At 67.9% G+C, this 22,273-nt stretch carries 18 protein-coding genes; 14 read left to right on the forward strand and 4 right to left on the reverse strand.

Annotated features, from left to right (window positions below; translation table 11 throughout):
• Nucleotides 1–44: 44 nt before the first annotated feature.
• A complete protein-coding gene (locus ABNQ40_RS15005; protein ID WP_109048895.1) occupies nt 45–677 on the reverse strand; it encodes a glutathione S-transferase family protein in 633 nt (210 codons plus the stop codon).
• Nucleotides 678–785: 108 nt separating this feature from the next.
• Between ABNQ40_RS15005 and ABNQ40_RS15010 the strand changes: the two genes are divergently transcribed.
• On the forward strand, nt 786–1,685 hold the full coding sequence (locus ABNQ40_RS15010; RefSeq protein WP_109048896.1) for a LysR family transcriptional regulator: 900 nt from the start codon (nt 786–788) through the stop codon (nt 1,683–1,685).
• Between the two features lie 13 nt (nt 1,686–1,698).
• On the opposite strand, the gene ABNQ40_RS15015 is transcribed toward ABNQ40_RS15010, so the two are convergent.
• The gene (locus tag ABNQ40_RS15015) at nt 1,699–2,694 is read right to left on the reverse strand and encodes a formylglycine-generating enzyme family protein (RefSeq protein WP_247879679.1); all 996 of its coding nucleotides are present in this window, start codon (nt 2,692–2,694) and stop codon (nt 1,699–1,701) included.
• 200 nt (nt 2,695–2,894) lie between these two features.
• Here ABNQ40_RS15015 and ABNQ40_RS15020 point away from each other — a divergent pair, with 200 nt between their 5' ends.
• The 8 genes from ABNQ40_RS15020 to ABNQ40_RS15055 all read left to right on the forward strand — a co-directional run bounded on the left by ABNQ40_RS15020 (nt 2,895) and on the right by ABNQ40_RS15055 (nt 8,801).
• Entirely contained in the window at nt 2,895–3,416 is a 522-nt protein-coding gene (locus ABNQ40_RS15020; RefSeq protein ID WP_109048898.1) for a ferritin-like domain-containing protein, read from the forward strand.
• Nucleotides 3,417–3,590: 174 nt separating this feature from the next.
• Nucleotides 3,591–4,382, forward strand: a complete 792-nt coding sequence (locus ABNQ40_RS15025; RefSeq protein ID WP_109048899.1) for a hypothetical protein — start codon at nt 3,591–3,593, stop codon at nt 4,380–4,382.
• A 72-nt stretch (nt 4,383–4,454) separates the two neighbouring features.
• Nucleotides 4,455–4,952: a PaaI family thioesterase gene (locus ABNQ40_RS15030; RefSeq protein ID WP_247879680.1), complete on the forward strand. Its 498-nt coding sequence runs from the start codon at nt 4,455–4,457 to the stop codon at nt 4,950–4,952.
• A gap of 182 nt (nt 4,953–5,134) precedes the next feature.
• Nucleotides 5,135–5,599: a 50S ribosomal protein L13 gene (rplM, locus tag ABNQ40_RS15035; protein WP_098737140.1), complete on the forward strand. Its 465-nt coding sequence runs from the start codon at nt 5,135–5,137 to the stop codon at nt 5,597–5,599.
• A 2-nt stretch (nt 5,600–5,601) separates the two neighbouring features.
• On the forward strand, nt 5,602–6,090 hold the full coding sequence (rpsI, locus tag ABNQ40_RS15040) for a 30S ribosomal protein S9 (protein ID WP_098737139.1): 489 nt from the start codon (nt 5,602–5,604) through the stop codon (nt 6,088–6,090).
• A 150-nt stretch (nt 6,091–6,240) separates the two neighbouring features.
• On the forward strand, nt 6,241–7,305 hold the full coding sequence (gene argC, locus ABNQ40_RS15045; RefSeq protein ID WP_109048900.1) for an N-acetyl-gamma-glutamyl-phosphate reductase: 1,065 nt from the start codon (nt 6,241–6,243) through the stop codon (nt 7,303–7,305).
• Nucleotides 7,306–7,482: 177 nt separating this feature from the next.
• Nucleotides 7,483–8,019: a gamma carbonic anhydrase family protein gene (locus ABNQ40_RS15050; RefSeq protein ID WP_098737137.1), complete on the forward strand. Its 537-nt coding sequence runs from the start codon at nt 7,483–7,485 to the stop codon at nt 8,017–8,019.
• 170 nt (nt 8,020–8,189) lie between these two features.
• Entirely contained in the window at nt 8,190–8,801 is a 612-nt protein-coding gene (locus tag ABNQ40_RS15055) for an OmpA family protein (protein WP_109048901.1), read from the forward strand.
• Nucleotides 8,802–8,936: 135 nt separating this feature from the next.
• Here the strand turns inward: ABNQ40_RS15055 and ABNQ40_RS15060 are convergent, their stop codons facing one another.
• Nucleotides 8,937–9,626 (reverse strand): pyridoxamine 5'-phosphate oxidase family protein, encoded by a 690-nt coding sequence (locus ABNQ40_RS15060; protein ID WP_109048902.1) that lies wholly within the window; start codon nt 9,624–9,626, stop codon nt 8,937–8,939.
• A gap of 133 nt (nt 9,627–9,759) precedes the next feature.
• On the opposite strand from ABNQ40_RS15060, the gene ABNQ40_RS15065 reads away from it, so the two are divergent.
• Entirely contained in the window at nt 9,760–11,253 is a 1,494-nt protein-coding gene (locus ABNQ40_RS15065) for a PLP-dependent aminotransferase family protein (protein WP_109048903.1), read from the forward strand.
• Here the strand turns inward: ABNQ40_RS15065 and ABNQ40_RS15070 are convergent.
• On the reverse strand, nt 11,250–12,179 hold the full coding sequence (locus tag ABNQ40_RS15070; RefSeq protein ID WP_109048904.1) for a glycosyltransferase: 930 nt from the start codon (nt 12,177–12,179) through the stop codon (nt 11,250–11,252). The two genes, ABNQ40_RS15065 and ABNQ40_RS15070, sit on opposite strands and share 4 nt — an antisense overlap.
• A gap of 283 nt (nt 12,180–12,462) precedes the next feature.
• Between ABNQ40_RS15070 and treS the strand changes: the two genes are divergently transcribed.
• The 4 genes from treS to ABNQ40_RS15090 all read left to right on the forward strand — a co-directional run bounded on the left by treS (nt 12,463) and on the right by ABNQ40_RS15090 (nt 22,236).
• The gene (gene treS, locus ABNQ40_RS15075) at nt 12,463–15,813 is read left to right on the forward strand and encodes a maltose alpha-D-glucosyltransferase (protein WP_109048905.1); all 3,351 of its coding nucleotides are present in this window, start codon (nt 12,463–12,465) and stop codon (nt 15,811–15,813) included.
• 182 nt (nt 15,814–15,995) lie between these two features.
• The gene (gene glgB / locus ABNQ40_RS15080; RefSeq protein ID WP_247879681.1) at nt 15,996–18,284 is read left to right on the forward strand and encodes a 1,4-alpha-glucan branching protein GlgB; all 2,289 of its coding nucleotides are present in this window, start codon (nt 15,996–15,998) and stop codon (nt 18,282–18,284) included.
• A 546-nt stretch (nt 18,285–18,830) separates the two neighbouring features.
• On the forward strand, nt 18,831–20,969 hold the full coding sequence (gene glgX, locus ABNQ40_RS15085) for a glycogen debranching protein GlgX (RefSeq protein ID WP_109490830.1): 2,139 nt from the start codon (nt 18,831–18,833) through the stop codon (nt 20,967–20,969).
• A 181-nt stretch (nt 20,970–21,150) separates the two neighbouring features.
• Nucleotides 21,151–22,236 carry a two-component system response regulator gene (locus ABNQ40_RS15090; protein WP_391347078.1) on the forward strand — a complete coding sequence of 362 codons (1,086 nt, stop codon included), beginning with the start codon at nt 21,151–21,153 and terminating at the stop codon, nt 22,234–22,236.
• The last annotated feature ends 37 nt before the right edge of the window (nt 22,237–22,273 follow it).

The raw sequence follows: 22,273 nt of genomic DNA on the forward strand, positions 1-22,273 counted from the left end.
ATGGTAATCGGCACACTCGCGTCATGCGGCCCAGCCCAACGGTCTCAGGCCGGCTGGGGGATGGCGCTTTCCGGCATCGGGGTCAGCGCCGGGATCGCCTCCACCCGCTCCAGCCAGCGCCGCACCGCCGGATAGGGGGCGAGCGGGATGTGGCCTTCCGGGGCACGGGCGACATAGGCGTAGCAGGCGATGTCGGCGATGGTCGGCCGCTCCGCCGCCAGCCAGTCGCGGTGCGCCAGATAGCTGTCCATGAAGCGCAGCAGGCGTTCCGCGACCCTCTGCGCGTTGGCCAGCGTCCCGGCCCCGCCCCACAGCGTCAGGATGCGCGCCAGTGCCGGCCCGAAGCGCAGGTCTCCGGCGGCGACCGACAGCCAGCGCTGTACCTGTGCTGCCTCGTCCGGCGCCTTCGGGTTCCACAGGCCGGAAGCGTCGTAGCGGTCGGCGAGATAGACGAGAATGGCGACCGAATCCGGCAGGACGAGATCGCCGTCGACCAGCACCGGGATCTGTCCGAAGGGGTTCAGGGCGAGGAAGGCATCCGACCGGCGAAGCTCGGCATTCGCATCGACATAGCGATAGGGCAGGCCGAGGATGTTCAGGAAGGCTTCGACCCGGTGGGCATGCCCCGACAGCGGCGTGCCGTAGAGCGTGATGGCGGGATCGGTGCTGGTGCCCATGGCAAGTCCCCTTCTCTGTGGATCGCGGATGCCCACAGCCAACCACTTGCGCTGCTTCGCAGGAATGGGTTTTGATGACAAGGGACTCTTTCAGGAATTGGAAGAATTGTGGACCGGCTGGACGAACTGACGATCTTCGTGGCGATCCTGGAGACTGGCAGCCTTGCCGGTGCGGCCAAGCGGCTGCGGCGGTCGGCGCCCGCCGTCACCCGCGCGCTGTCGGGGCTGGAGGAGCGGCTGGGTGTGCGGCTGATCGAGCGCACCACCCGCAACCTCGCTCCCACCGATGCCGGCCGGCGGCTGGCCGAGCAGGCGCGCCGCCTGCTGGCCGATTATGACGAGGCGCTGGCCGCCACCGGAACCGACCGGCCGATGCGCGGGCGGCTGCGGGTCACCGCGCCGGTGATGTTCGGGCGCAAGCATGTGACGCCTCTGGTCCTCGACTTCATGCGGGAGTTTCCGGACATCCGCGTCGAGCTGGTGCTGTCCGACGGCAATCTCGACCTGATCGAGGAGGAGCTGGACGTGGCGATCCGCATCGGCCCGCTGCCCGATTCCGGCCTCGTCGCCCGGCGGGTGGGGCAGGTCGGGCGCTTTCTGGTCGCCAGCCCCGGCTATCTGGCACGGCGCGGCACGCCGTCGATGCCGGAGGATCTGTCCGGCCACGACATCATCCTGACGACGGCCCGGCCCGGTCCGCCGGACTGGCGCTTTCTGATCGATGGGCGGGAGCGGGTGCTGCGGGTGATGCCGAAGCTGGCGGTCAGCCACATCGAGCCGGCGCTGCTCGCCGCCCGCGACGGGCACGGCATCGCCCGCCCTCTGTCCTATCAAGCCGCCGATGACCTCGCCGCCGGCACGCTGGTGCGCCTGATGCCGCACACCGAGCCGGAGCCGCTGCCGGTCCATGTCGTGGTGCCGACCGCAAGACTGATGCCCGGCCGGGTGCGCGCCTTCCTCGACCATGTGGTGCAGGGCCTGTCGGCACTGGAGGTTCTGCACAGCTGATCGCCAGCCGGCATCAGGGGTCGCGGGCGACGCGGATGCCGTAGGCGGCATAGCCGCTCTCCGCCGCGTCCACCCGGCGCACGGCGGAGCGGACATAGCGCGGGTTGCTGTGCCACGACCCGCCGCGCATCGTCCGCTGCGAACAGGCCCCTCCCGAATGGCCGTCCGCGGCGCAGTCCTCCACCCACTGCCAGACATTGCCCAGCATGTCGTAGAGGCCGAAGCCGTTGGCGCGGTAGCTGCCGACCGGCGACGTGAACAGGGCGCCGTCGCGGCAGTTCGCCACCTCCCAGTCGGTGAAGCGGTCCTTGGCCGACAGGTCGGCGACGTTCGCCGCATCGCATCCCCGGGCCGGATCGTCACCCCACCAGCGCGCGGTCCGGGTGCCGACGCGGGCCGCATATTCCCACTCCGTCTCCGTCAGCAGGCGATAGCGCTTGCCGGTCCGGCGGCTGAGCCAGTCCACATAGGCCTTGGCATCGTACCAGCTCACGCAGACCGCCGGGTCGTTGTTCGTCTGCGCGAACCCCGGCCGGCGCCAGGAGAAATGCCAGCGCGGCAGCAGCTCCGTCTCGCCGGCATAGCCGCGGCAGACCGTCCGTGGCCGATAGCCGCTGTCCTGGATGAAGCTGGCATATTCGCCGCGGGTGACCGGGTATTTGCCGACGGCGATGGGATGTTGGACCGACGCCGGGGTTGGCAAGGGCTCGTCGGGAAACCGTTCCGTCTCTGTCGCCGGGGAGCCCCGGAGATAACTGCCGGCGGGGATGGTGACCAGGATGGGGGCGTCGGGATGGTCCCAGACCTCGCGCGCCGGGCTGCCCGCCTGCCAGACGTGGAAGCTCGCCAGCCTTTCGGCCCGCCAGCCGGTCAGATCGTCCGGCTCCCCCCGGCGCCAGGCGGCCAGGGCTGTCAGCATCAGGATGAGGGCGACGACCGCACCGACGGAGCCGGGCAGGGTGACGGTCATGGCGGGAATGTCTCTTGGTGGTGTGCCGGTGCGGATCATGCCGCCATTTCCCCGCAGCGCACCGCGTCCGGCAACCGCGCGTCCGTGTCCCGGTCGGGGCACTTCCAGCCGGTACCGGAGCACCACGGTGGCGGCCTTTCCCCATTGCGCTATGGCGGAAGCGGTAAGCGTCGAAGACTGATTCCTGCTGTTGGTGCGGGCAGACGTTCAACGGAGCGTTGATGCCACAGGAGAAACACATGGCTGCCCATCCCGCGGACCTCACGCGCGCGCTGTTCGTTACCGGCCTGCGCAATGCCCATGCGGTGGAACAGCAGGCTCTGGCCCTGATGGACCGCCAGCTTGACCGTCTGGTGAATTATCCCGAAGTCTCCGACCACCTGCGCATGCACCGTGGCGAGACCGAAAGCCAGATCACCCGCATCGATCAGATCCTGGACCAGCTTCAGGAAAGCCATTCCGGTCTGAAGGACACCGCCCTGTCGATCATGGGCAATCTGGCCGCACTCGGCCACAGCTTCGCCGAGGACGAGATCCTCAAGAACTCCTTCGCCAACTACGCCTTCGAGAATTTCGAAGTGGCGAGCTACCGGTCGCTGCTGACGGTGGCGGAGGCCGGCAACTTCGCCTTCGCCACGCCGCTGCTGCAGACCTCGCTGCGCGAGGAGGAGGCGATGGCCTCCTGGGTGATCGAGAACGTGCCGACGCTGACGCTGAAGTACCTGTCGCTGAAGGCCAGCGATCAGACCGCCGGCCGCTGACGCCGGTCGCTGAGCCGTCTTCTGCATTCATGGTGGCCGGGAAGGACAAGTTCTTTCCCGGCCATCGCTCTGTTGCAATGCAGCATTCCCGTCGCGTCCGGATTTTGCCCGGTGACGAGTCGGGGGACTTTGCCGTAAGAAACTTGGCGGGGTTTCAAAACGGATGGTTCGCCCGTGCTTCGATCGGTCTCTCTCTGCCTGTTCATCGCCGCGGCCGGCGGTCTTGCGGGCTGCACCTCCGACTATTCTCCCAACACCTACGCCTCCAGCGCGGTCCAGCAGGCCAACAAGGTCGAGCCGGGCATCGTCGTCGGCTTCCGCCAGGTGGCGATCAGCGCCAACGGCACCGTCGGCGCCGTCAGCGGCGGTGCGGCCGGCGGCATCCTGGGCGCGCAGGTCGGGACAGGCGGCATGAACGCCGCGCTCGGCACCGTTGGCGGCACGGCGATCGGCGGGCTGCTGGGCACGGCGATGGAGCACATCGCCGGCGACACCAACGGCTGGGAATACATCGTCCGCAAATCGAACGGCGAACTGCTGTCGCTGACCCAGAAGGAGCCGCAGCCGCTGCCCATCGGCCAGAAGGTGCTGGTCATCACCGGCAGCCAGGCCCGCATCGTCCCCGACTATTCCACCCCCGCCGATCCCGAATCCGCGAAGACCGATTCGGCGAAGGCCGAACCAGCCAAAACGGAGACGGTCCACCCGGAGCCCCCGAAGTCGGACATCAAGGCGGTGCCGCTCGCCCCGCCCGCCGAGCCGGCCCCCGCCGCTGTCCCCGCTCCGGCCGAGCAGTCCGCCACCGGTCCGGCGCAGCCCGCCAGCGGCGGTGGACCGATCCGCCTGACCGCTCCCACCGACAATCCCCCCGCCAGCCCCACCCCCGCCGCTGCCACTGCGGCGGAACCCGCGCCGGCAGCCCCCGCTTCGTCCTCGACACCGGCAGAGACCAAGCCGGCCGAGTAGCACCATACTTGTCCGAATGGACGGGATGGCGCACAGTCCGGTGACCCAGCCAAGTTCACCGACCGAGGCCCCATGTCCGCCGCCGACCGTTCCGCCGCCGCTCCCGTTCCCGCCATGACGAAGGAGGAACTGGAGGATCTGATCCGCGAGGGGGTTCCCCTGGTCGGGAACTTCGGCGTCGTCGTCGAAAGCCTGGGCGCCGGCACGATCCGCCTGCGCCTGCCCTACAAGGACGATTTCGTCCGCCCCGGCGGCACCGTCACCGGCCCGGCGATGTTCGGGCTGGCCGACGTGGCGCTCTATGGCGCGGTGCTGAGTCTGATCGGCCGGGTCGAGCTGGCGGTGACCACCAGCATGACCATCAACTTCCTGCGCCGCCCGCCACCCGTCGCCATCATTGCGGAAGCGCGTGTGCTGAAACTCGGCAAGCGGCTGGCCTATGGCGAGATCCTGTTGTTCTCCGAGGGCGATCCGGAACCGGTCGCCCACGTGACGGGAACCTACTCGATCCCGCCGCACGACCCCGTCTCCGTTGCGGTATCCAATTACCGCATGAATGAAGCGCCATAAAAAGTCCTTTTGAATCAATGGGTTTGAGAAAGAGGTATCTAATTACCGCTCTCATAAGTCATTGAAATTAAATGATAATTTTTCCGTTGACAGAGGTGTGCTTCGGCCCGTAGAAAACCGTCCGCTTCGGCGCCCCGGTATCGGCGGCCAGCCGATCCGTATTCGAAGAAACGAGTGTGGCGATGAAGACCTTCAATCTGAAGCCGACCGAGATCGAGAAGAAGTGGTACGTCGTCGACGCCGACGGCCTCGTTCTCGGCCGGCTTGCCAGCATCCTGGCGAACATCCTGCGTGGCAAGAACAAGCCGACCTACACCCCCCACATGGATTGCGGCGACCACATCGTCGTGATCAATGCTGAGAAGGTGAAGCTGACCGGCAACAAGCGCGACGCCGACATCTTCTACTGGCACACCGGCTATCCGGGCGGGATCAAGGGCCGTTCCAAGGGCCAGATCCTGGACGGCAAGTATCCGGAGCGTGTGATCGAGAAGGCCGTGGAGCGCATGGTTCCGCGCGGTCCGCTCGGCCGCCAGCAGATGACCCACCTCAAGGTCTACAAGGGTGCCACGCATCCGCACGATGCGCAGCAGCCGGTCGCCATCGACATCGGCGCCCTGAACCCGAAGAATAAGCGGAGCGCGTAAGCATGGCCCAGGTCACCACCACCCTCTCCGGCCTTAAGGAACTGACGGGCGCCGCCGCCACCGCGACCGTCTCCGAGGAGCTCGCCGCTCCGAAGCTGGACGCCCAGGGCCGCGCCTATGCCACCGGCAAGCGCAAGGACGCCGTCGCCCGCGTGTGGATCAAGCCGGGCTCCGGCAAGGTCACCGTGAACGGCCGCGACCAGTCGGTCTACTTCGCCCGTCCGGTGCTGCGCATGATGATCGCCCAGCCGTTCGGCGTGACCGAGCGTTCGGAGCAGTTCGACGTCGTCGCCACCGTCGCCGGCGGCGGTCTGTCGGGCCAGGCCGGTGCCGTCCGTCACGGCATCTCCAAGGCGCTGACCTACTTCGAGCCGGCCCTGCGCCCGCCGTTGAAGGCCGCCGGCTTCCTGACCCGCGACGCCCGTACGGTCGAGCGTAAGAAGTACGGCCGCGCCAAGGCTCGCCGCAGCTTCCAGTTCTCGAAGCGCTAATCCCTACACGGGCCCGCGCCTTTACGGTACAAGCGAGGGGCGTCCCGAAAGGGGCGCCCCTTTCTTTTTGCGCTGTCATCGCGCTTTCGCTTATTCCGGATACAGGTTTCACCCGTCTTCAGATCGTCTTCAGCGAAGGACATTGCCTCCATGGCCTCGATAAGCACCCCCGGCGGTTCGAAAATCCGCGTCGGCATCCTGGGCGCTTCCGGTTACACCGGCGCCGAACTGGTGCGCATGCTGCTGCGCCACCCGAATGTGGAGATCGCCGCGCTGACCGCCGAACGACAGGCCGGAAAGCCGATGGCGGAGGTGTTCCCGCATCTGGGCGGCTATGGCCTGCCCGATCTGGTGAAGATCGAAGAGCTGAAGTGGGACAACCTCGACTTCATCTTCTGCGCCCTGCCGCACGGCACGACGCAGGAGGTGGTCGCAGGCCTGCCGAGCGGGCTGAAGGTGGTTGATCTGTCCGCCGATTTCCGCCTGACCGACCCGGTCGAATACGCCACTTGGTACGGGCATGAGCACCGCGCCGTCGACCTTCAGAAGGAGGTCGCCTACGGTCTGACCGAGTTCAACCGTCAGGGCGTGCGCAAGGCGCGGGTGGTGGCGAACCCGGGCTGCTACCCGACCTGCTCGCTGTTGCCGCTGCTGCCGCTTCTGCTGGAGAACCAGATCGAGCCGGGCGGGATCGTCATCGACGCCAAGTCCGGCGTGTCGGGCGCCGGCCGCGACGCCAAGCAGGCCAACCTGTTCACCGAGGTGTCGGAAGGCTTCAACGCCTATGGCGTCGGCCATCACCGCCACATGCCGGAGATCGAGCAGGAGCTGCGGCTGGCCGCCGGCCGTCCGGTCACCGTCTCCTTCACCCCGCATCTGGTGCCGATGAACCGCGGCATGATGGCGACCATCTATGTCCGCATGGCCGACGGCGTCACCGCCGACGACCTGCGGGCGACGCTGGCCGCCCGCTATGCCGACGAGCCCTTCGTCGGCGTGACCCCGGCCGGCGTGGTGCCGGCGACGCGTCATGTCCGTGCCTCCAACCACAATCTGATCGGCGTGGTCGCCGACCGCGCCCCGCGCAGTGCCATCATCGTGTCGGTGATCGACAATCTGGTGAAGGGCGCGTCGGGTCAGGCGATCCAGAACATGAACGTCATGATGGGGCTGGGCGAGACGACCGGCATCGATCAGGCGCCGCTTTTCCCGTAATCGGCTACCGCGAAAGGATAGGTGGGGGGCTGTGACAGCGTTGTGGCCCCCTGTCCGCACTGTTGCACAGAGGCACCAATCGGGATTTGCTTTGGCCTGTCAATGCGAAATCAGGTGGTGCCTTAAGCCTTACGGTGCTTCAATCCGGCCCGTCATGCACGACTTCGGTACGACCTGATGACTGGCCTTGTCCGCGCCTTCAACGGCATCCTGCCCACCGTCGACCCGACCGCGTTCATCGCGGAAACGGCGGCGGTGATCGGCGATGTCGTGATCGGGGCGAACAGCAGCATCTGGTACGGCTGCACCGTGCGTGGAGACGTCAACGAGATCCGAATCGGCGCTCGCACCAACATTCAGGACGGCACCGTGATCCACGTGGCCTCCGAAGGGCAGGGCACCTACATCGGCGACGACATCACCGTCGGCCACATGGCGTTGCTGCACGCCTGCACGCTGGAAGACGGCTGCTTCATCGGCATGAAGGCCTGCATCCTGGATGGGGCCTATGTCGAGTCGCGGGCGATGGTCGCGGCCGGTGCTCTGGTGACGCCCGGAAAGCGGGTTACGTCCGGATTTTTGTGGGCCGGCAGCCCTGCTAGACCGGTTCGCGAGCTTACGGAAAAGGATCTCGCGGTTTTTCCTGTGCTCAGCCACCGTTATACGGATTTGGCAGAATCATACCGGAAAAGCTGCTATGGAAGTGGAGCATAGGTCAAGGTACAGGTACGGTTCGGCCGAACGGCTGAGGTGTCGGAACATCGCCGCACACCACATGTTGGGAAGGTCGCTGCCGCGCTTGCACGTGGGCCGTTGCTTCGATTGATACGTTCATCCCCCGCAGGCACTCTGATGGGGAAGGGTTCTGGAAGGGAGTGAAGACAATGAAGACTATTGTTCGCGCGGGTCTGGCTGCCATCCCGGCCGCCATCGTCGCTTTCGGTCTGTCGGCGGCCGCCAATGCCCAGGACGCGAGCCTGGTCGGCAAGGGCACCCAGTGGTGCAACCCGGTCATCGGCTGGACCGGTCAGGTGTCGGAAGGCGTCGCCGCCCGCACCGCTGACGGCGGTTACGTCATCCATCAGGGCAGCTATCCGTGCCCGCCGGCCGCTGCCGCTCCGGCTCCGGCCGCCGTTGCCGCGGTCCAGAGCGAATATCTGGTGTTCTTCGACTGGGATAAGTCGAACATCACCCCGGCCGCCGATCGCGTGATCGGTGACGCGGTGTCGGCCATCCTGAAGAACGGTGGCGCCAAGATCCACGTCGTCGGCCACACCGACACCTCGGGTTCGCCGGCCTACAACCAGAAGCTGTCGCTGCGTCGCGCCGACGCGGTCAAGAAGGCCCTGGTCGCCAAGGGCGTCCAGGCTGCCAACATCACGACCGAAGGCAAGGGCGAGAGCCAGCTGCTGGTCCAGACCGGTCCGAACGTCCGCGAGCCGTCCAACCGTCGTGCGCAGATCCTGCCGCGCCTGCTGAACGCTCCGTCGTCCTAAGGACGGTTGGCAGGGGGCCGCTCCGGGGGTTTCGGAACGGCCTTCCCGCCTGCGGGAGAAACCGCAGGAAAAAGGCCGCGCCGGGCTTCCCGGTCGCGGCCTTTTTCTTTTCCAACTGTCAGCGTCGTCCGCGCCTCACCCCGCGGTCTGGGCCGGGTCCTGTTCCGGTTCGCCGGCGGTCAGCCGCAGGGGCACCACGCCGGCCCACACCGGGTGGGCCATATCCTCCGGATCGTCGGCGGGCGGACCGGAGCGCCGCTTGGCCGACGCCTCGGCAATCGGGAAGGCCAGAACCGACGTGGCCTTCAGTTCCTGCACGTTGGGCGCCCGCACCTTGGCGCTGCGGCCCGGCTCGATCTTCTCCATCAGCGCATCGAGGGCGGCGCGCTTCTCCGTCTCCTCCGACACCAGCCGCGGCCGGCCGAACAGCATGACCGAGCGGTAGTTGACGGAGTGATGGAAGGCCGAGCGTGCCAGCACCCAGCCATCGATCAGCGACAGCGTGATGCAGGCCTCACCCCCCTCCTGCAACCGGCGGATCATCCGGCTGGACGATGCGCCATGGATCATCAGCTCATCGCCCACCCGCCAGGGGACCGTCGGGATCACCATCGGGGAGGGGGAGCCATGGCCCTTGATCGCATCGTCGACGAAGCCGACGTGGCAGATCGGTGCCTCGTCGATGATGGCGTGGATCTGGGCGACGTCATGGCTGCCGCGGTCGCCCAGCCGCACCGGACGGGTGCGCGGGGTCTGTGCCAAGGCAGCGGAGGAAACGGAGGCGGCGGAATCGCCGAGGGCGGAATCGGCAGAAAGGCTGGTCATTGTCGTGCTCAGGGCCGGACTGTTGCGGTGATCCAGAATGGCCGGCAGAATGGCCCCTTCAAAAGGTCCGGAATGTCGATTCCATAGGGACCAATTTCACCGACCGCTTTGCTTGACCCTCGCGAGGATCGCCATGGCCCGTTCGGCACGTCCGGTTCTGTCCAGCCTGGGGCCGGTGGCGCTCGACCGGGACGGCGCGGAGCCGCTCCACCGCCAGCTCTACCGCGCCCTGCGTCAGGCGGTGCTGGACGGCCGCCTGCGTCCGGGCGAGCGCCTGCCGCCCAGCCGGGCGCTCGCCACCGAATGGGCGCTGTCGCGCAATACGGTGGTCACCGCCTACGACACGCTGCTGGCGGAGGGGTACGTCACCGGACGGGTCGGTGCCGGCACCTTCGTCGCCGCCTCCCTGCCCGATGCGGCGCCCGGCGGCATCGCCGGCCGCGACGAGGCGCGCCGGGGTGTCGGGCTGTCCGCCCGCGGCCGGGCGCTGGCGGAGGCGCCGTCCATCGCCCGCGACCGGGTGGGGCGGCCCTTCGCGCTCGGCACGCCGGACCTGGGGGCCTTTCCCTTCGCCCTGTGGGCGCAATTGATCGGCCGCTGCTGGCGCCATGGCGGGCGGGCCCTGGCGACGGAGCCGGACCCGCTGGGCTACGGCCCCTTGCGGGCGGAGATTGCCGCCTATCTGCGGGCGGTCCGCGCCGTGCGCTGCGAGCCGGAGCAGGTCGTCATCGTCTCCGGCGCACAGCAGGGATTGGCTCTGATGGCGCAGCTGCTGCTCGACCCCGGCGACGAGGCCTGGGTGGAGGAGCCGGGCTGGCCCGGCAACCGCGCCGCCCTGCTGGGGGCCGGGGCGCGGCTGGTACCGGTGCCGGTGGACGGGGAGGGCATCGACGTCGCCGCCGGCATGGCCCGCGGGGCCGACGCCCGGCTGGCGCTGGTCACCCCGTCCCACCAGTTCCCCCTGGGCGTGACGATGAGCCTCGCCCGCCGCCTGCGCCTGCTGGATTGGGCGGCGGCGCGCGACGCCTGGATCGTCGAGGACGATTACGACAGCGAGTTCCGCTATGCCGGCCCGCCGCTGGCCGCGCTCCAGGGGCTGGACGGTGCGGGCCGTGTCATCTATGTCGGCAGCTTCAGCAAGGTGATGTTCCCGGCGCTGCGGCTCGGCTATGTCGTGGTGCCGCCCGATCTGGTGGAGCCGGTGCGCGCCGCGCGCCGCCATTTCGACGGCGGGACCAGCGTGGTGCCGCAGGCGGCTCTGTACCGCTTCCTGGCCGACGGCCATTTCGCCTCGCACCTGCGGGCCATGCGCTCGCTCTATGCCGTCAAGCGCGCCGCCATCCTGTCGTCGGCCGAGGATGCCTTCGCCGGTCTCGCCACGGCCGAGGCGGGCGAGGCCGGCATGCATGTCCTGCTCCGCCTGCCGCCGGACTGTCCCGACCATGCCCTGGCCGAGCGCGCCGCCCGCATCGGCCTGACCACGCCATGCCTGTCCGGTTATTACCGCACCGCCGATGCCACTGGCGGCAACGGGCTGTTGCTGGGCTTCGCCGCCCACGACCCGGCGGCGCTCGACCGCGCGGTGCGCGATCTGGCGCGGCTGGCGGCCGATAGGCCGAAGGGCTAAACCGCCTCCGCCACCTGCTCCACCGCCGGCACTTCCCAGGCCGGGTAGCGCAGGCTCAGCAGGTGGGGGCGGTCCTGCATGTCCAGCACCGGGCGCAGCACCGCCGGGTCGGCGCGCATGGCGTCCTCGCCGGCCATATGGACGATGCCCAGGCGGCGGTTGGGCAGGAAATACTCCACCAGTTCCCGCCGATCCGGGTCGAAGCGCCAGGGGCCGATGTAGTTGCACCATTCCGGCAGAAGCTCGACCGGCAGCCCGTCCAGATAGATGGCGCCGGCCATCGCCAGCTGGTCGGAGGTGAACAGCCGGCCTTTGCGCAGCACCCGCTTCTGCCAGCGCTGGAACGCCTCCCAATGCGGGGCGTCGGCCTTCAGCGCATAGGCGCCGGCATTCAGGGTCGGGCGGGTCGCCAGCGCCCGGCATTCCGCCGTGTCCAGGCCGGCGCGGCTAGAATTCTTGTACAGGATCGACCGCACCCGCGCGAAGCCGCCGAACAGCCAGTTCAGCCGCAGCTCCGTTTCCGAAAAGCGGCCGAACTGGGCGACGATGGCGAAGCGGTTCAGCGCCGCCCCCCGCCGCAGCATCTCCACCGCCTCCCAATCCTGCACCCAGGCGTCGGCGTCGATCCAGATCACCGTGTCGTAGCCGGGGAAGTAGGTCGGCAGGTGCAGCTTGGCGAGATTGGCCTTCAGGTGGATGCGGTTGCGCAGCTTGTGCGCCGGGATGCCGACCGGCCAGGGCGGCGTCACCACCGCGGCACCCTGCGCCCTCAGTTCCGTGATCTGTTCGGAGGTGAGGCCGGCATCGATCACGCCGATGGGGCACTCCGCCGCCGGCTTCAATGCCCGCAACGAGGCGATGAATTCGCGGATCAGCGGGCAGTAGCGGGAGTCGCCACCGGTCACGACGATGAAGGATCCCAGCATGACATACCTCGCACGACATACGCCTAAAGCGGTACGTACGGCCAAGCTGTCCACATAATCCTTCGGTGTCACTCTATGTCCACTCCGGATTGCCGCGCATTCGAACGGCCCCCCCCGGCACCCTCGCTGAAGGTTGTACGCCTGGGTTTCCGCCGACCCGACTATCCGGAAGTCAGGGTTGCCGGACGGCCATCCGGGTGAAACCTTCGACCCTCTGGCTTGTTTCCGTCCCGTGTTCCCGCGACACGTGTTCCGTCAATCGCTTCTCGAAAGTGCTGGACTCATGATCGATCGGCAGGACCGGCTCTGGTACAAGGACGCCGTCATCTATCAACTGCACATCAAGGCGTTCTTCGACGCCGACAATGATGGCATCGGCGATTTCGCCGGCTTGACCCAGAAGCTGGACTACATCCAGGAGCTGGGGGTGACGGCGGTGTGGCTTCTGCCCTTCTATCCATCGCCGCTGCGCGACGACGGCTATGACATCGCTGACTACACCTCGGTCAACCCGACCTACGGGAACCTGGATGACTTCCGGCGCTTCATGGAGGAGTGCCGAAAGCGCGGCCTGCGGGTGATCACCGAGCTGGTCATCAATCACACGTCCGACCAGCATCCCTGGTTCCAGCGCGCGCGGGAGGCGCCTCCGGGCTCCAACCACCGCGACTATTATGTCTGGTCCGACAGTGACCAGAAGTACCAGGGCACGCGGATCATCTTCTGCGACACGGAGAAGTCCAACTGGACCTGGGATCCGGTCGCCAACGCCTATTACTGGCACCGCTTCTATTCGCACCAGCCCGACCTGAACTTCGACAATCCCGAGGTTCTGGAGGAGGTGCTGAAGGTGATGCGCTTCTGGCTGGACATGGGGGTGGACGGGCTGCGGCTCGACGCCATTCCCTACCTGAAGGAGCGCGAGGGCACCAACAACGAGAACCTGCCCGAGACGCACGACGTCCTGAAGGCGATCCGCGCCGCGCTCGACGCCGAATACCCCGACCGCATGCTGCTGGCCGAGGCCAACCAGTGGCCGGAGGACGTGCTGCCCTATTTCGGCGATCCGGAGAAGGGCGGCGACGAATGCCACATGTCCTTCCACTTCCCGCTGATGCCGCGCATCTACATGGCGGTGGCGATGGAGGACCGGCATCCCATCGCCGACATCATGCGCCAGACCCCGGACATCCCGGCCGACTGCCAGTGGGCGATCTTCCTGCGCAACCACGATGAACTGACGCTGGAGATGGTCACCGACACCGAGCGCGACTATCTCTGGAACTTCTACGCCGCCGACCGGCGCATGCGGATCAACCTCGGCATCCGCCGCCGCCTCGCCCCGCTGCTGGAGAACGACCGCCGCAAGATCGAGCTGCTGAACAGCCTGCTGATGTCGATGCCCGGCACGCCGGTGCTCTATTACGGCGACGAGATCGGCATGGGCGACAACATCTATCTCGGCGACCGCGACGGCGTGCGCACGCCGATGCAGTGGTCGATCGACCGCAACGGCGGCTTCTCGCGCGCCGACCCGGCGCGGCTCTACCTGCCGGCGGTGCTCGACCCGATCTACGGCTTCATGGCCGTCAATGTCGAGGCCCAGTCCCGCAACCCCTCCTCGCTGCTGAACTGGATGAAGCGGCTGGTGGCGGTGCGCAAGCAGCGCCAGAGCTTCGGCCGCGGCAGCTTCTCCCTGCTCTATCCCGGCAACCGCAAGGTCCTGGCCTACATCCGCTCCCTGGAGACGGAAAACGGCTCGGAGATCGCGCTGTGCGTCGCCAATCTGTCACGCTCGGCCCAGGCGGTGGAACTCGACCTGAAGGCCTGGAAGGGCCGCATCCCGGTCGAACTGCTGGGCCGCACCGTCTTCCCGCCCATCGGCGACCTTCCCTATCTGCTGACCCTGCCGGCCTACGGCTTCTATTGGTTCGCCCTGACCGCCGAAGCCGAACTGCCGACCTGGCACGAGACGCCGCCGGAACCGGTGCCCGACCTGCTGACGGTCGTCGTCCGCGACGGCTGGCACAGCCTGACCACCGGCAAGGCGGCGGACGAGCTGGGCCGCGATGTCCTCCAGGGCTTCCTGCCGCAGCAGCGCTGGTTCTCCGCCAAGGACCGCCGCATCACCCGCTCGCACGTCACGCTCGCCGCCCAGCTTCCGGGACCGGGCGAGGGCTTCATGCTGGTCCGGACGCAGGTCGGCCTCAGCAGCGTGGGGCTGGACGGCGATGCCGCCGACCAGAGCTATTTCCTGCCGATGGCGATGAGCTGGGAGGACGGGGCCGGCGGCACCGGCTGGCCGCTGCTGCCCTACACGCTGGCCAAGGTGCGGCGCGGACCACGGACCGGCGCCATCTACGACGCCGTGCAGGCCGATGGTTTCGCCCTGGCGCTGATCGAGGCGCTGCGGCGCGGCGACACGCTGAAGGCCACCGCCGGGGAGGGCGGCATCCGCTTCACCGCGACCGAGGCGCTGACCGCCATCGAGCTGTCGCCGGAGCCCGAGGTGCGGCGTCTGGGCGTGGAGCAGAGCAACACCTCCGTCCTGGTCGACAGCCAGATCGTGCTGAAGGTGCTGCGCCGTCTGGTGGAGGGCGAACATCCCGAGGTCGAGATGGGGCGCTTCCTGACCGAGGTCGGCTTCGCCAACACCCCGGCCCTGCTGGGCACGGTGGAGCAGGTCGCCGCCGACGGCACGCCGACCGCGCTGGCGGTGGCCCAGGCCTTCGTCCGCAACCAGGGCGACGGCTGGGCCAGCACGGTGGAGCAGCTGGAGCGCCAGCTGGAGGACATCCGCCTGGGCGTCGCCAGCACCACCGAGGACGCCGCCGAATCGGGCGAGCCGTTCGGCATGCATCTGGTGATGATGACCACGCTGGGGCAGCGCACCGCTGAACTGCACCGGGCGCTGGCGCAGAGCACCGGCAATCCGGCCTTCGATCCGGAGCCGATTGGCGCCGACGATCTGGCGCGCTGGGCCGATGCCGTCCGCATCCAGGCCGATGCCGCCTTCGCCGCCCTGCCGGGGACGCTCGACCGCCTGTCGGCCGAGGTGCGGACAGATGCCGAACAGCTGCTGGCCCGCCGGGGCGAGGCGATGGAGCGCATTTCGGCGCTGGCGTCGATGCCGGCCGGCGGCGTCAAGACCCGCATCCACGGCGACTATCACCTGGGGCAGGTGGTGCGGGCACAGAACGACTGGTACATCCTCGACTTCGAAGGGGAGCCGGCCAAGACGCTGGAGGAGCGCCGCGCCAAGTCCAGCCCGCTGCGCGACGTGGCCGGCATGCTGCGCTCCTTTAACTATGCGGCCTGGGCGGCGCTGTTCCGGCTGGACAGCGCCGGCGAGGGCGCCAACAGCGGCGACAGCCCGGCGCTGGCCGCCGCCCGCGACTGGGAGCGCCGCAGCGCCCGGTCCTTCCTCGACGGCTACCGCACGGCCATCGAGGGCTGCTCGGCCTGGCCGGAGGCGGAAGAGACCGCGCGCGGCATGCTCACCCTGTTCCTGCTGGAGAAAGCCTTCTACGAGATCGGCTACGAGGCGGCGAACCGGCCGAGCTGGATCGGCATCCCGGTGAAGGGCGTGCTGGGCCTTCTCGACGATGCCAGCGAGGCGGGCGCGAAGGAATAACCGGACAAATCCGCGGCGGGCATGGTGTGACGAAACCGCCGCGGGTATGTTCACGTCCGGAGAAGGCGTTCCGGCGTCGGCCGTCATTCCCGCCCTCGCGGGGATGACGGCGTTGGGACAGGTATGGTCCACGAGACGACAGAGCCTCCACGAAGAAGGGCACTTGGCCAATGGCGAGCGACATGACGACGGACACCCGCAAGGACCAGGCGCAAACCGGCGTCTCTGAAAGCCGCACCCCTGAACAGCGCGCTGCCGACCATCGGGCCGAGACCCTGCGCGCGGCGGCGGACGCCATTGTGCGGGCTGACCATGGCGATCCCTTCGCCGTGCTGGGCATGCAGCAGGAAGCCCCCGGCCGCCCGGTGGAGGTCCGCGCCTTCGTGCCCGGCGCGGAAAAGCTGTGGGTGATCGACAGCGCCACCGGCGAACCGGCCGGCGAGGCCGAGCGCATCCACCAGGATGGCTTCTATCTCGCCGTGATGCCCGACCGGACCGAGCGTTTCCGCTACCGCCTGCGCGCCCAATACCCGCTGGCGACCCAGGAGTTCGAGGACGTCTATCGCTTCGGCAACATGCTGGGCGAGCTGGACGTCCATCTGCTGGCCGAAGGCACCCATCTGCGCAATTACGAGAAGCTGGGAGCCCACCCGCGCGAGGTCGATGGCGTGGCCGGCGTGGCTTTCGCCGTCTGGGCGCCGAGCGCCCGCAGCGTCAGCGTCATCGGCGATTTCAACAACTGGGACGGCCGCCGGATGCCGATGCGCCGGCGGGTCGAGGTCGGCGTCTGGGAGATCTTTGTCCCCGGTGCCCATGCCGGCCAGCGCTACAAGTTCGAGATCCGGGGCCCAGGCGGCAACCTGATGCCGGCCAAGGCCGATCCCTACGCCTTCCAGGCGGAGATGCGCCCGGCGACCGCCTCGGTCGTCCACGGCCTGTCGTCCTACGACTGGCGCGATCAGGACTGGCAGAGCCGCAAGCTGGCCGCCTCCGACCGCACCGCGCCGATCTCGATCTACGAGGTCCATCTCGGATCCTGGGCGCGGGTGCCGGAGGAGGACAACCGCTTCCTGACCTATCAGGAGCTGGCGGAGCGGCTGATCCCCTACGCCAAGGACATGGGCTTCACCCACATCGAGCTTCTGCCGATCACCGAGCATCCGTTCGACGGGTCCTGGGGCTACCAGCCCATCGGCCTCTATGCGCCGACCGCCCGCCACGGCTCGCCGGAGGATTTCAAGGACTTCGTCAACGCCTGCCACCGCGCCGGCCTCGGCGTGCTGCTCGACTGGGTGCCGGGCCATTTCCCGACCGATCCGCACGGGCTGGGCGATTTCGACGGCACGCACCTCTACGAGCATGCCGACCCACGACAGGGCTTCCACCAGGACTGGAACACCCTGATCTACAATTTCGGCCGGACGGAGGTGCAGAACTTCCTGCTGGGCAACGCGCTGTTCTGGCTCGACCAGTACAAGCTGGACGGGCTGCGCGTCGATGCCGTCGCCTCCATGCTCTATCTCGACTACAGCCGCAAGGAGGGGGAGTGGGTCCCCAACAAGTTCGGCGGGCGCGAGAACCTCGAATCCATCGCCTTCCTGAAGCGGATGAACGAGCTGGTCTACGGCCAGCAGCCGGGCGCCATGACGGTGGCGGAGGAATCCACCTCCTGGCCGATGGTGTCGAAGCCGACATATCTCGGCGGTCTCGGCTTCGGCTATAAATGGAACATGGGGTGGATGCACGACACGCTGCACTACATGCAGAGCGACCCGATCCACCGCCGCTACCATCACCACCAGATGACCTTCGGGCTGATCTACCAGTTCTCCGAAAACTTCGTGCTGCCGCTCAGCCATGACGAGGTGGTGCACGGCAAGGGGTCGCTGATCAACAAGATGCCGGGCGACGACTGGCAGAAGTTCGCCAACCTGCGCGCCTATTACGGTTTCATGTTCGCCCATCCCGGCAAGAAGCTGCTGTTCATGGGCGGTGAGTTCGCCCAGTGGCAGGAGTGGAGCGAGGCGCGGAGCCTGGACTGGCACCTGCTGGACCAGCCGATGCACCGCGGCATGCGCGACCTCGTGCGCGACCTGAACGGCCTCTACCGCGAGCTGGAGCCGCTGCACAAGACCGACTGCGACCCGTCCGGTTTCGAGTGGATCGAATCGAACGACAACGAGAACTCGGTCTTCACCTTCCTGCGCAAGGCCGACGAGTCCGGCCACATCGTGATCGCGGTGTGCAACTTCACGCCGGTGCCGCGCCAGGGCTACCGCGTCGGCGTGCCGCTTCCCGGCCGCTATGTCGAGCGGATGAACACCGACGCCGCGATATACGGCGGCAGCGGCGTCGGCAACCCCGGCGGCGGCGTCTATGCCGAGGAGATGCCCTGGCATGGCCGCACCCACTCGCTGGACCTGACCATCCCGCCGCTGTCGACGCTGATTTTGGAGCGGAAGGCGGAGTAGACCCTTCCGCCCAACCCGCAGCCACTCTTCCAACCCGACACCCATTCCTTCTCCCCCCTGGGGAGAAGGTCAGGATGAGGGGGTGCCGAAGGCACGGCCCCGACTTGCACGGGGTGCTGCACTGTCATGACCCCGTTCGGTGCGTTCCCGACCTGACCGGTGCGGCGCATTTCACACCCTCTTCCAAGACGGTAGAGGGCGATCATCGCCAAATGCGACCACCCGCCCATTGTTGCCAACCTCCCTTGACGCCGCCGGGGGGAGGCTTTCTTATTGGATCCCTTGTGTCTTTTCGGGGAACCGGTGAGGCGTGCGCTGGCTGATGGTCGACAGGAACCCCGTTCCCTCCCTTGATGACGCGATGCGGACCCGGCGGGAAAACCGCAAGGTGCGGTGCTGCCGAGGGTGTGGAACAATGGAACAGGCCCCGAAAACCGTTTCATCCTGTTCCAAACGTTCCATCCGCCGGCCAGCGACCCGGCGCCCCGCCGCATCGCTGGTCCTGCCGATCACCTCCACGACCTCCACCACACAGGCCGCCCGCTGATGCCCTCCACCCCCGCCCGCACCCCGGTCTGGCCCGGCAAGCCCAATCCGCTCGGCGCCACCTGGGACGGGTTCGGCGTCAATTTCGCGATCTTCTCCGCCCATGCCGAGCGGGTGGAGCTTTGCCTGTTCGACAAGACCGGCCAGCGCGAGGTGGAGCGGGTCACCCTGCCGGAACACACCGACGAGGTCTGGCACGGCTACCTGCCCGACGCCCGGCCCGGCCTGCTCTACGGCTATCGCGTCCACGGACCGTACGAGCCGGAGGAAGGGCACCGCTTCAACCCGAACAAGCTGCTGATCGACCCCTATGCCCGGGCACTGTTCGGCGGCTTCAAATGGTCGGACGCCCATTACGGCTACCGGGTCGGCTCGACGAAGGAGGACTTATCGTTCGACCGGCGCGACAATGCCCGCGGCATGCCGAAATGCCGGGTGGTGGACGGCGCCTTCACCTGGGGCCATGACCGCCACCGCCGGGTGCCCTGGACCGACACGGTTCTCTATGAGACCCATCTGCGCGGCTTCACCATGCGCCATCCGGATGTGCCCGCCCATCTGCGCGGCACCTTCGCCGGCATGTCGACCCAGAATGTCATCGAGTATCTGCGGGCGCTCGGCATCACCTCGGTGGAGTTCCTGCCGGTCCAGGCCATCGCCGACGAACAGCATCTCGTCACCCGCGGTATGACCAACTACTGGGGCTACAACACCATCGGCTTCTTCGCGCCGGAGCCGCGCTACATGAACACCGGCGTCCTGTCGGAGTTCAAGACGATGGTCGCCCGCCTGCACGAGGCGGGGATCGAGGTCATCCTCGACGTCGTCTACAACCACACCGCGGAAGGCAACCATCTGGGGCCGACCCTGTCCTTCAAGGGCATCGACAATCTCAGCTATTACCGGCTGATGCCGGACAGCCCGCGCTACTACATCAACGACACCGGCACCGGGAACACGCTGGATTTCAGCCACCCGCGCGTGGTCCAGCTGGTGATGGACAGCCTCCGCTACTGGGTGACGGAGATGCATGTCGACGGCTTCCGCTTCGACCTCGCCACCGTGCTGGCGCGGGAGCCCTACGGCTACGATCCGGGTTCGGGATTCCTCGACGCGGTTCGCCAGGACCCGGTGCTGGCCGACGTCAAGCTGATCGCCGAGCCGTGGGACGTCGGTCCCGGCGGCTATCAGGTCGGCAATTTCCCGCCGGGCTGGGCCGAATGGAACGACCGCTACCGTGACACCGTGCGGCGCTACTGGCGCGGCGACGACGGCATGCTGCCGGAACTGGCCGGGCGCATCGCCGGCTCCTCCGACCTGTTCGAGAAGCGCGGGCGCCGCCCCTGGGCCAGCGTGAACTTCATCACCGCCCATGACGGCTTCACCCTGCACGACCTCGTCTCCTACAACGACAAGCACAACTGGGCGAACGGCGAGGAGAACCGCGACGGCCATTCCTCCAACTGCTCCTGGAACCATGGGGTGGAGGGGCCGACCGACGACCCCGCGGTGACCGGACTGCGGGCGCGGCAGAAGCGCAACATGCTGGCGACGCTGATGCTGTCGCAGGGCACGCCGATGATGCTGGCCGGCGACGAGCTGGACCACAGCCAGGACGGCAACAACAACGCCTATTGCCAGGATAACGACATCACCTGGCTCGACTGGAGCCGGCGCGACGGGGCGCTGGTGTCCTTCGTCCGCCGGCTGATCGCGCTCCGGCGTGCCCATCCGGTGCTGCGCCGGCCGCTCTTCCTGCATGGGCGGGAGGTGGCGGAGAACGGGCTGAAGGACATCGTCTGGTACAACGCGCAAGGGGTGGAGAAGACGGCGGAGCATTGGCGCAACACCCAGGCACGCTGCATCGTCCTGCTGCTGAACGGCCGCGCCGGCACCCATGTCGGTCCGGACGGTCAGCCGCTGTCCGACGGCGTCCTGCTGATCGTGCTGAACGCCCATGCCGACACCCTGACCGTGACCCTGCCCGACGTGCCGGGCGGCCGGGGCTGGCGCTGCGTGCTCGACACCCGCATCGACGACGGGGCAGGGGACGAGCGCATCCATCTGGCCGGTCGGTCGGCGTTGGTCGACGGGCGCACGGTCCTTGTCTTCACCCTGGTGGAGCAGCCGGGGATGTGACGGGGCGGGCAGGAGAGATGGGCGAAAGACATGGGCAGGAGACAGGCCATGCGGTGCCCTGCGATCCTTTGCCCACTGTCCCTCTCCCGGGTGGAGATGCTACCGCGACGGGCGGAGACAACGTGTGTTACGCTGTGTGGCGCGTTTCCGTCACAGCCGCAGCGGAGCTTCGGGTAGGACGATGCCGGATTACGATTTCTCGCAGGTCGACGCCGCGATCATCGACAGCCAGCTCAACACCGCGCGCGTGTTCCGCGACGTGCTGATCCGGCTGGGCTTCCGGCGGGTCGAGCTGTTCGATTCGGTGAAGGCCGCCGCCGGCCTGCTGGGGTCGGTCATGCCCGATCTGGTGCTGGTCGATGCCGACGGCGAGGACTCCGACGCCTTCCATTTCATCCGGGCCCTGCGCAACGAACCGACGGTGCCCAACCCGTTCGCCTGCGTCATCGTCACCACCTGGGCGCCGACCCCGGCGCTGCTGACCCGCGTCACCAATGCCGGCGGCGACGATTTGCTGATGAAGCCGGTGTCGCCCAAGCAGGTGCGCGACCGCATCGTCAGCCTGATCGAGGCGCGCAAGGGCTTCGTCGTCACCGCCGACTATATCGGGCCCGACCGCCGCAAATCGCCGCGCGAAGGGGCGCAGGTTCCGGTTCTGGACGCTCCCAACACTTTGAGGCTGAAGGCGACCGGCCAATGGACGCAGTCCGGGGCCCGCATGCTGCTGAACGAGGCGGTCGCCACCGTCACCACCCAGAAGCGGTTGCGCGCCAGCATCCAAGTCGCCTTCCTGGTGGAGTTCGCCCTGGTCGGCCTGGCGCGGCAGGCTCCGGACCGCATGTCCATCGACCATGTCGGCCGCATCGGCGGTTTTCTGGACGATCTGCTGCGCCGGCTGGGCGACGATGGCGACCATGCCCCCGTCGAGGCGGTCGCCCGTGCGATCAAGACGCTGGCCGACAAGGTGCGCGCCGCCGCCGAAACCGGTCCGGTTGCCGCCGACGACCGCGACCAGTTGCAGGCGCTGTCCCGCGCCCTGATGCAGGCCGTCGATCCCGACCGCGCGCTGGAGGCGATGACGCACGAAGTGTCGTCGGCCGTTGCCGGCTACCGCAGCCGGCTGGAGCAGATCGCCCAGGCCAAGGCCGCCGCTGCTGCGGCGCTGACGGCCTCCACCGCCGCCGCGGCCGACGAGGGCGCGAACGAGCCCGTCGCCCTGTCTGCCCCGTTGCCGGCTGCCGCCGGCACGGCCCTGTCCGCCGGCTGATGGGAGCCGGCTGATTGGGGAGCGCCGATGGCATAGG

This window comes from Azospirillum sp. A23 (assembly GCF_042938965.1).
Classification (GTDB): Bacteria; Pseudomonadota; Alphaproteobacteria; order Azospirillales; family Azospirillaceae; genus Azospirillum; species Azospirillum melinis.

What these genes read in the sequence shown, in the direction of transcription:
- ABNQ40_RS15005 (WP_109048895.1), bottom strand. Translation starts at nt 677, where the DNA reads ATGGGCACCAGCACCGATCCCGCCATCACGCTCTACGGCACGCCGCTG.
- ABNQ40_RS15015 (WP_247879679.1), bottom strand. Translation starts at nt 2,694, where the DNA reads ATGATCCGCACCGGCACACCACCAAGAGACATTCCCGCCATGACCGTC.
- ABNQ40_RS15020 (WP_109048898.1), top strand. Translation starts at nt 2,895, where the DNA reads ATGGCTGCCCATCCCGCGGACCTCACGCGCGCGCTGTTCGTTACCGGC.
- ABNQ40_RS15030 (WP_247879680.1), top strand. Translation starts at nt 4,455, where the DNA reads ATGTCCGCCGCCGACCGTTCCGCCGCCGCTCCCGTTCCCGCCATGACG.
- rplM (WP_098737140.1), top strand. Translation starts at nt 5,135, where the DNA reads ATGAAGACCTTCAATCTGAAGCCGACCGAGATCGAGAAGAAGTGGTAC.
- rpsI (WP_098737139.1), top strand. Translation starts at nt 5,602, where the DNA reads ATGGCCCAGGTCACCACCACCCTCTCCGGCCTTAAGGAACTGACGGGC.
- argC (WP_109048900.1), top strand. Translation starts at nt 6,241, where the DNA reads ATGGCCTCGATAAGCACCCCCGGCGGTTCGAAAATCCGCGTCGGCATC.
- ABNQ40_RS15050 (WP_098737137.1), top strand. Translation starts at nt 7,483, where the DNA reads ATGACTGGCCTTGTCCGCGCCTTCAACGGCATCCTGCCCACCGTCGAC.
- ABNQ40_RS15055 (WP_109048901.1), top strand. Translation starts at nt 8,190, where the DNA reads ATGAAGACTATTGTTCGCGCGGGTCTGGCTGCCATCCCGGCCGCCATC.
- ABNQ40_RS15060 (WP_109048902.1), bottom strand. Translation starts at nt 9,626, where the DNA reads ATGACCAGCCTTTCTGCCGATTCCGCCCTCGGCGATTCCGCCGCCTCC.
- ABNQ40_RS15065 (WP_109048903.1), top strand. Translation starts at nt 9,760, where the DNA reads ATGGCCCGTTCGGCACGTCCGGTTCTGTCCAGCCTGGGGCCGGTGGCG.
- ABNQ40_RS15070 (WP_109048904.1), bottom strand. Translation starts at nt 12,179, where the DNA reads ATGCTGGGATCCTTCATCGTCGTGACCGGTGGCGACTCCCGCTACTGC.
- treS (WP_109048905.1), top strand. Translation starts at nt 12,463, where the DNA reads ATGATCGATCGGCAGGACCGGCTCTGGTACAAGGACGCCGTCATCTAT.
- glgB (WP_247879681.1), top strand. Translation starts at nt 15,996, where the DNA reads ATGACGACGGACACCCGCAAGGACCAGGCGCAAACCGGCGTCTCTGAA.
- glgX (WP_109490830.1), top strand. Translation starts at nt 18,831, where the DNA reads ATGCCCTCCACCCCCGCCCGCACCCCGGTCTGGCCCGGCAAGCCCAAT.
- ABNQ40_RS15090 (WP_391347078.1), top strand. Translation starts at nt 21,151, where the DNA reads ATGCCGGATTACGATTTCTCGCAGGTCGACGCCGCGATCATCGACAGC.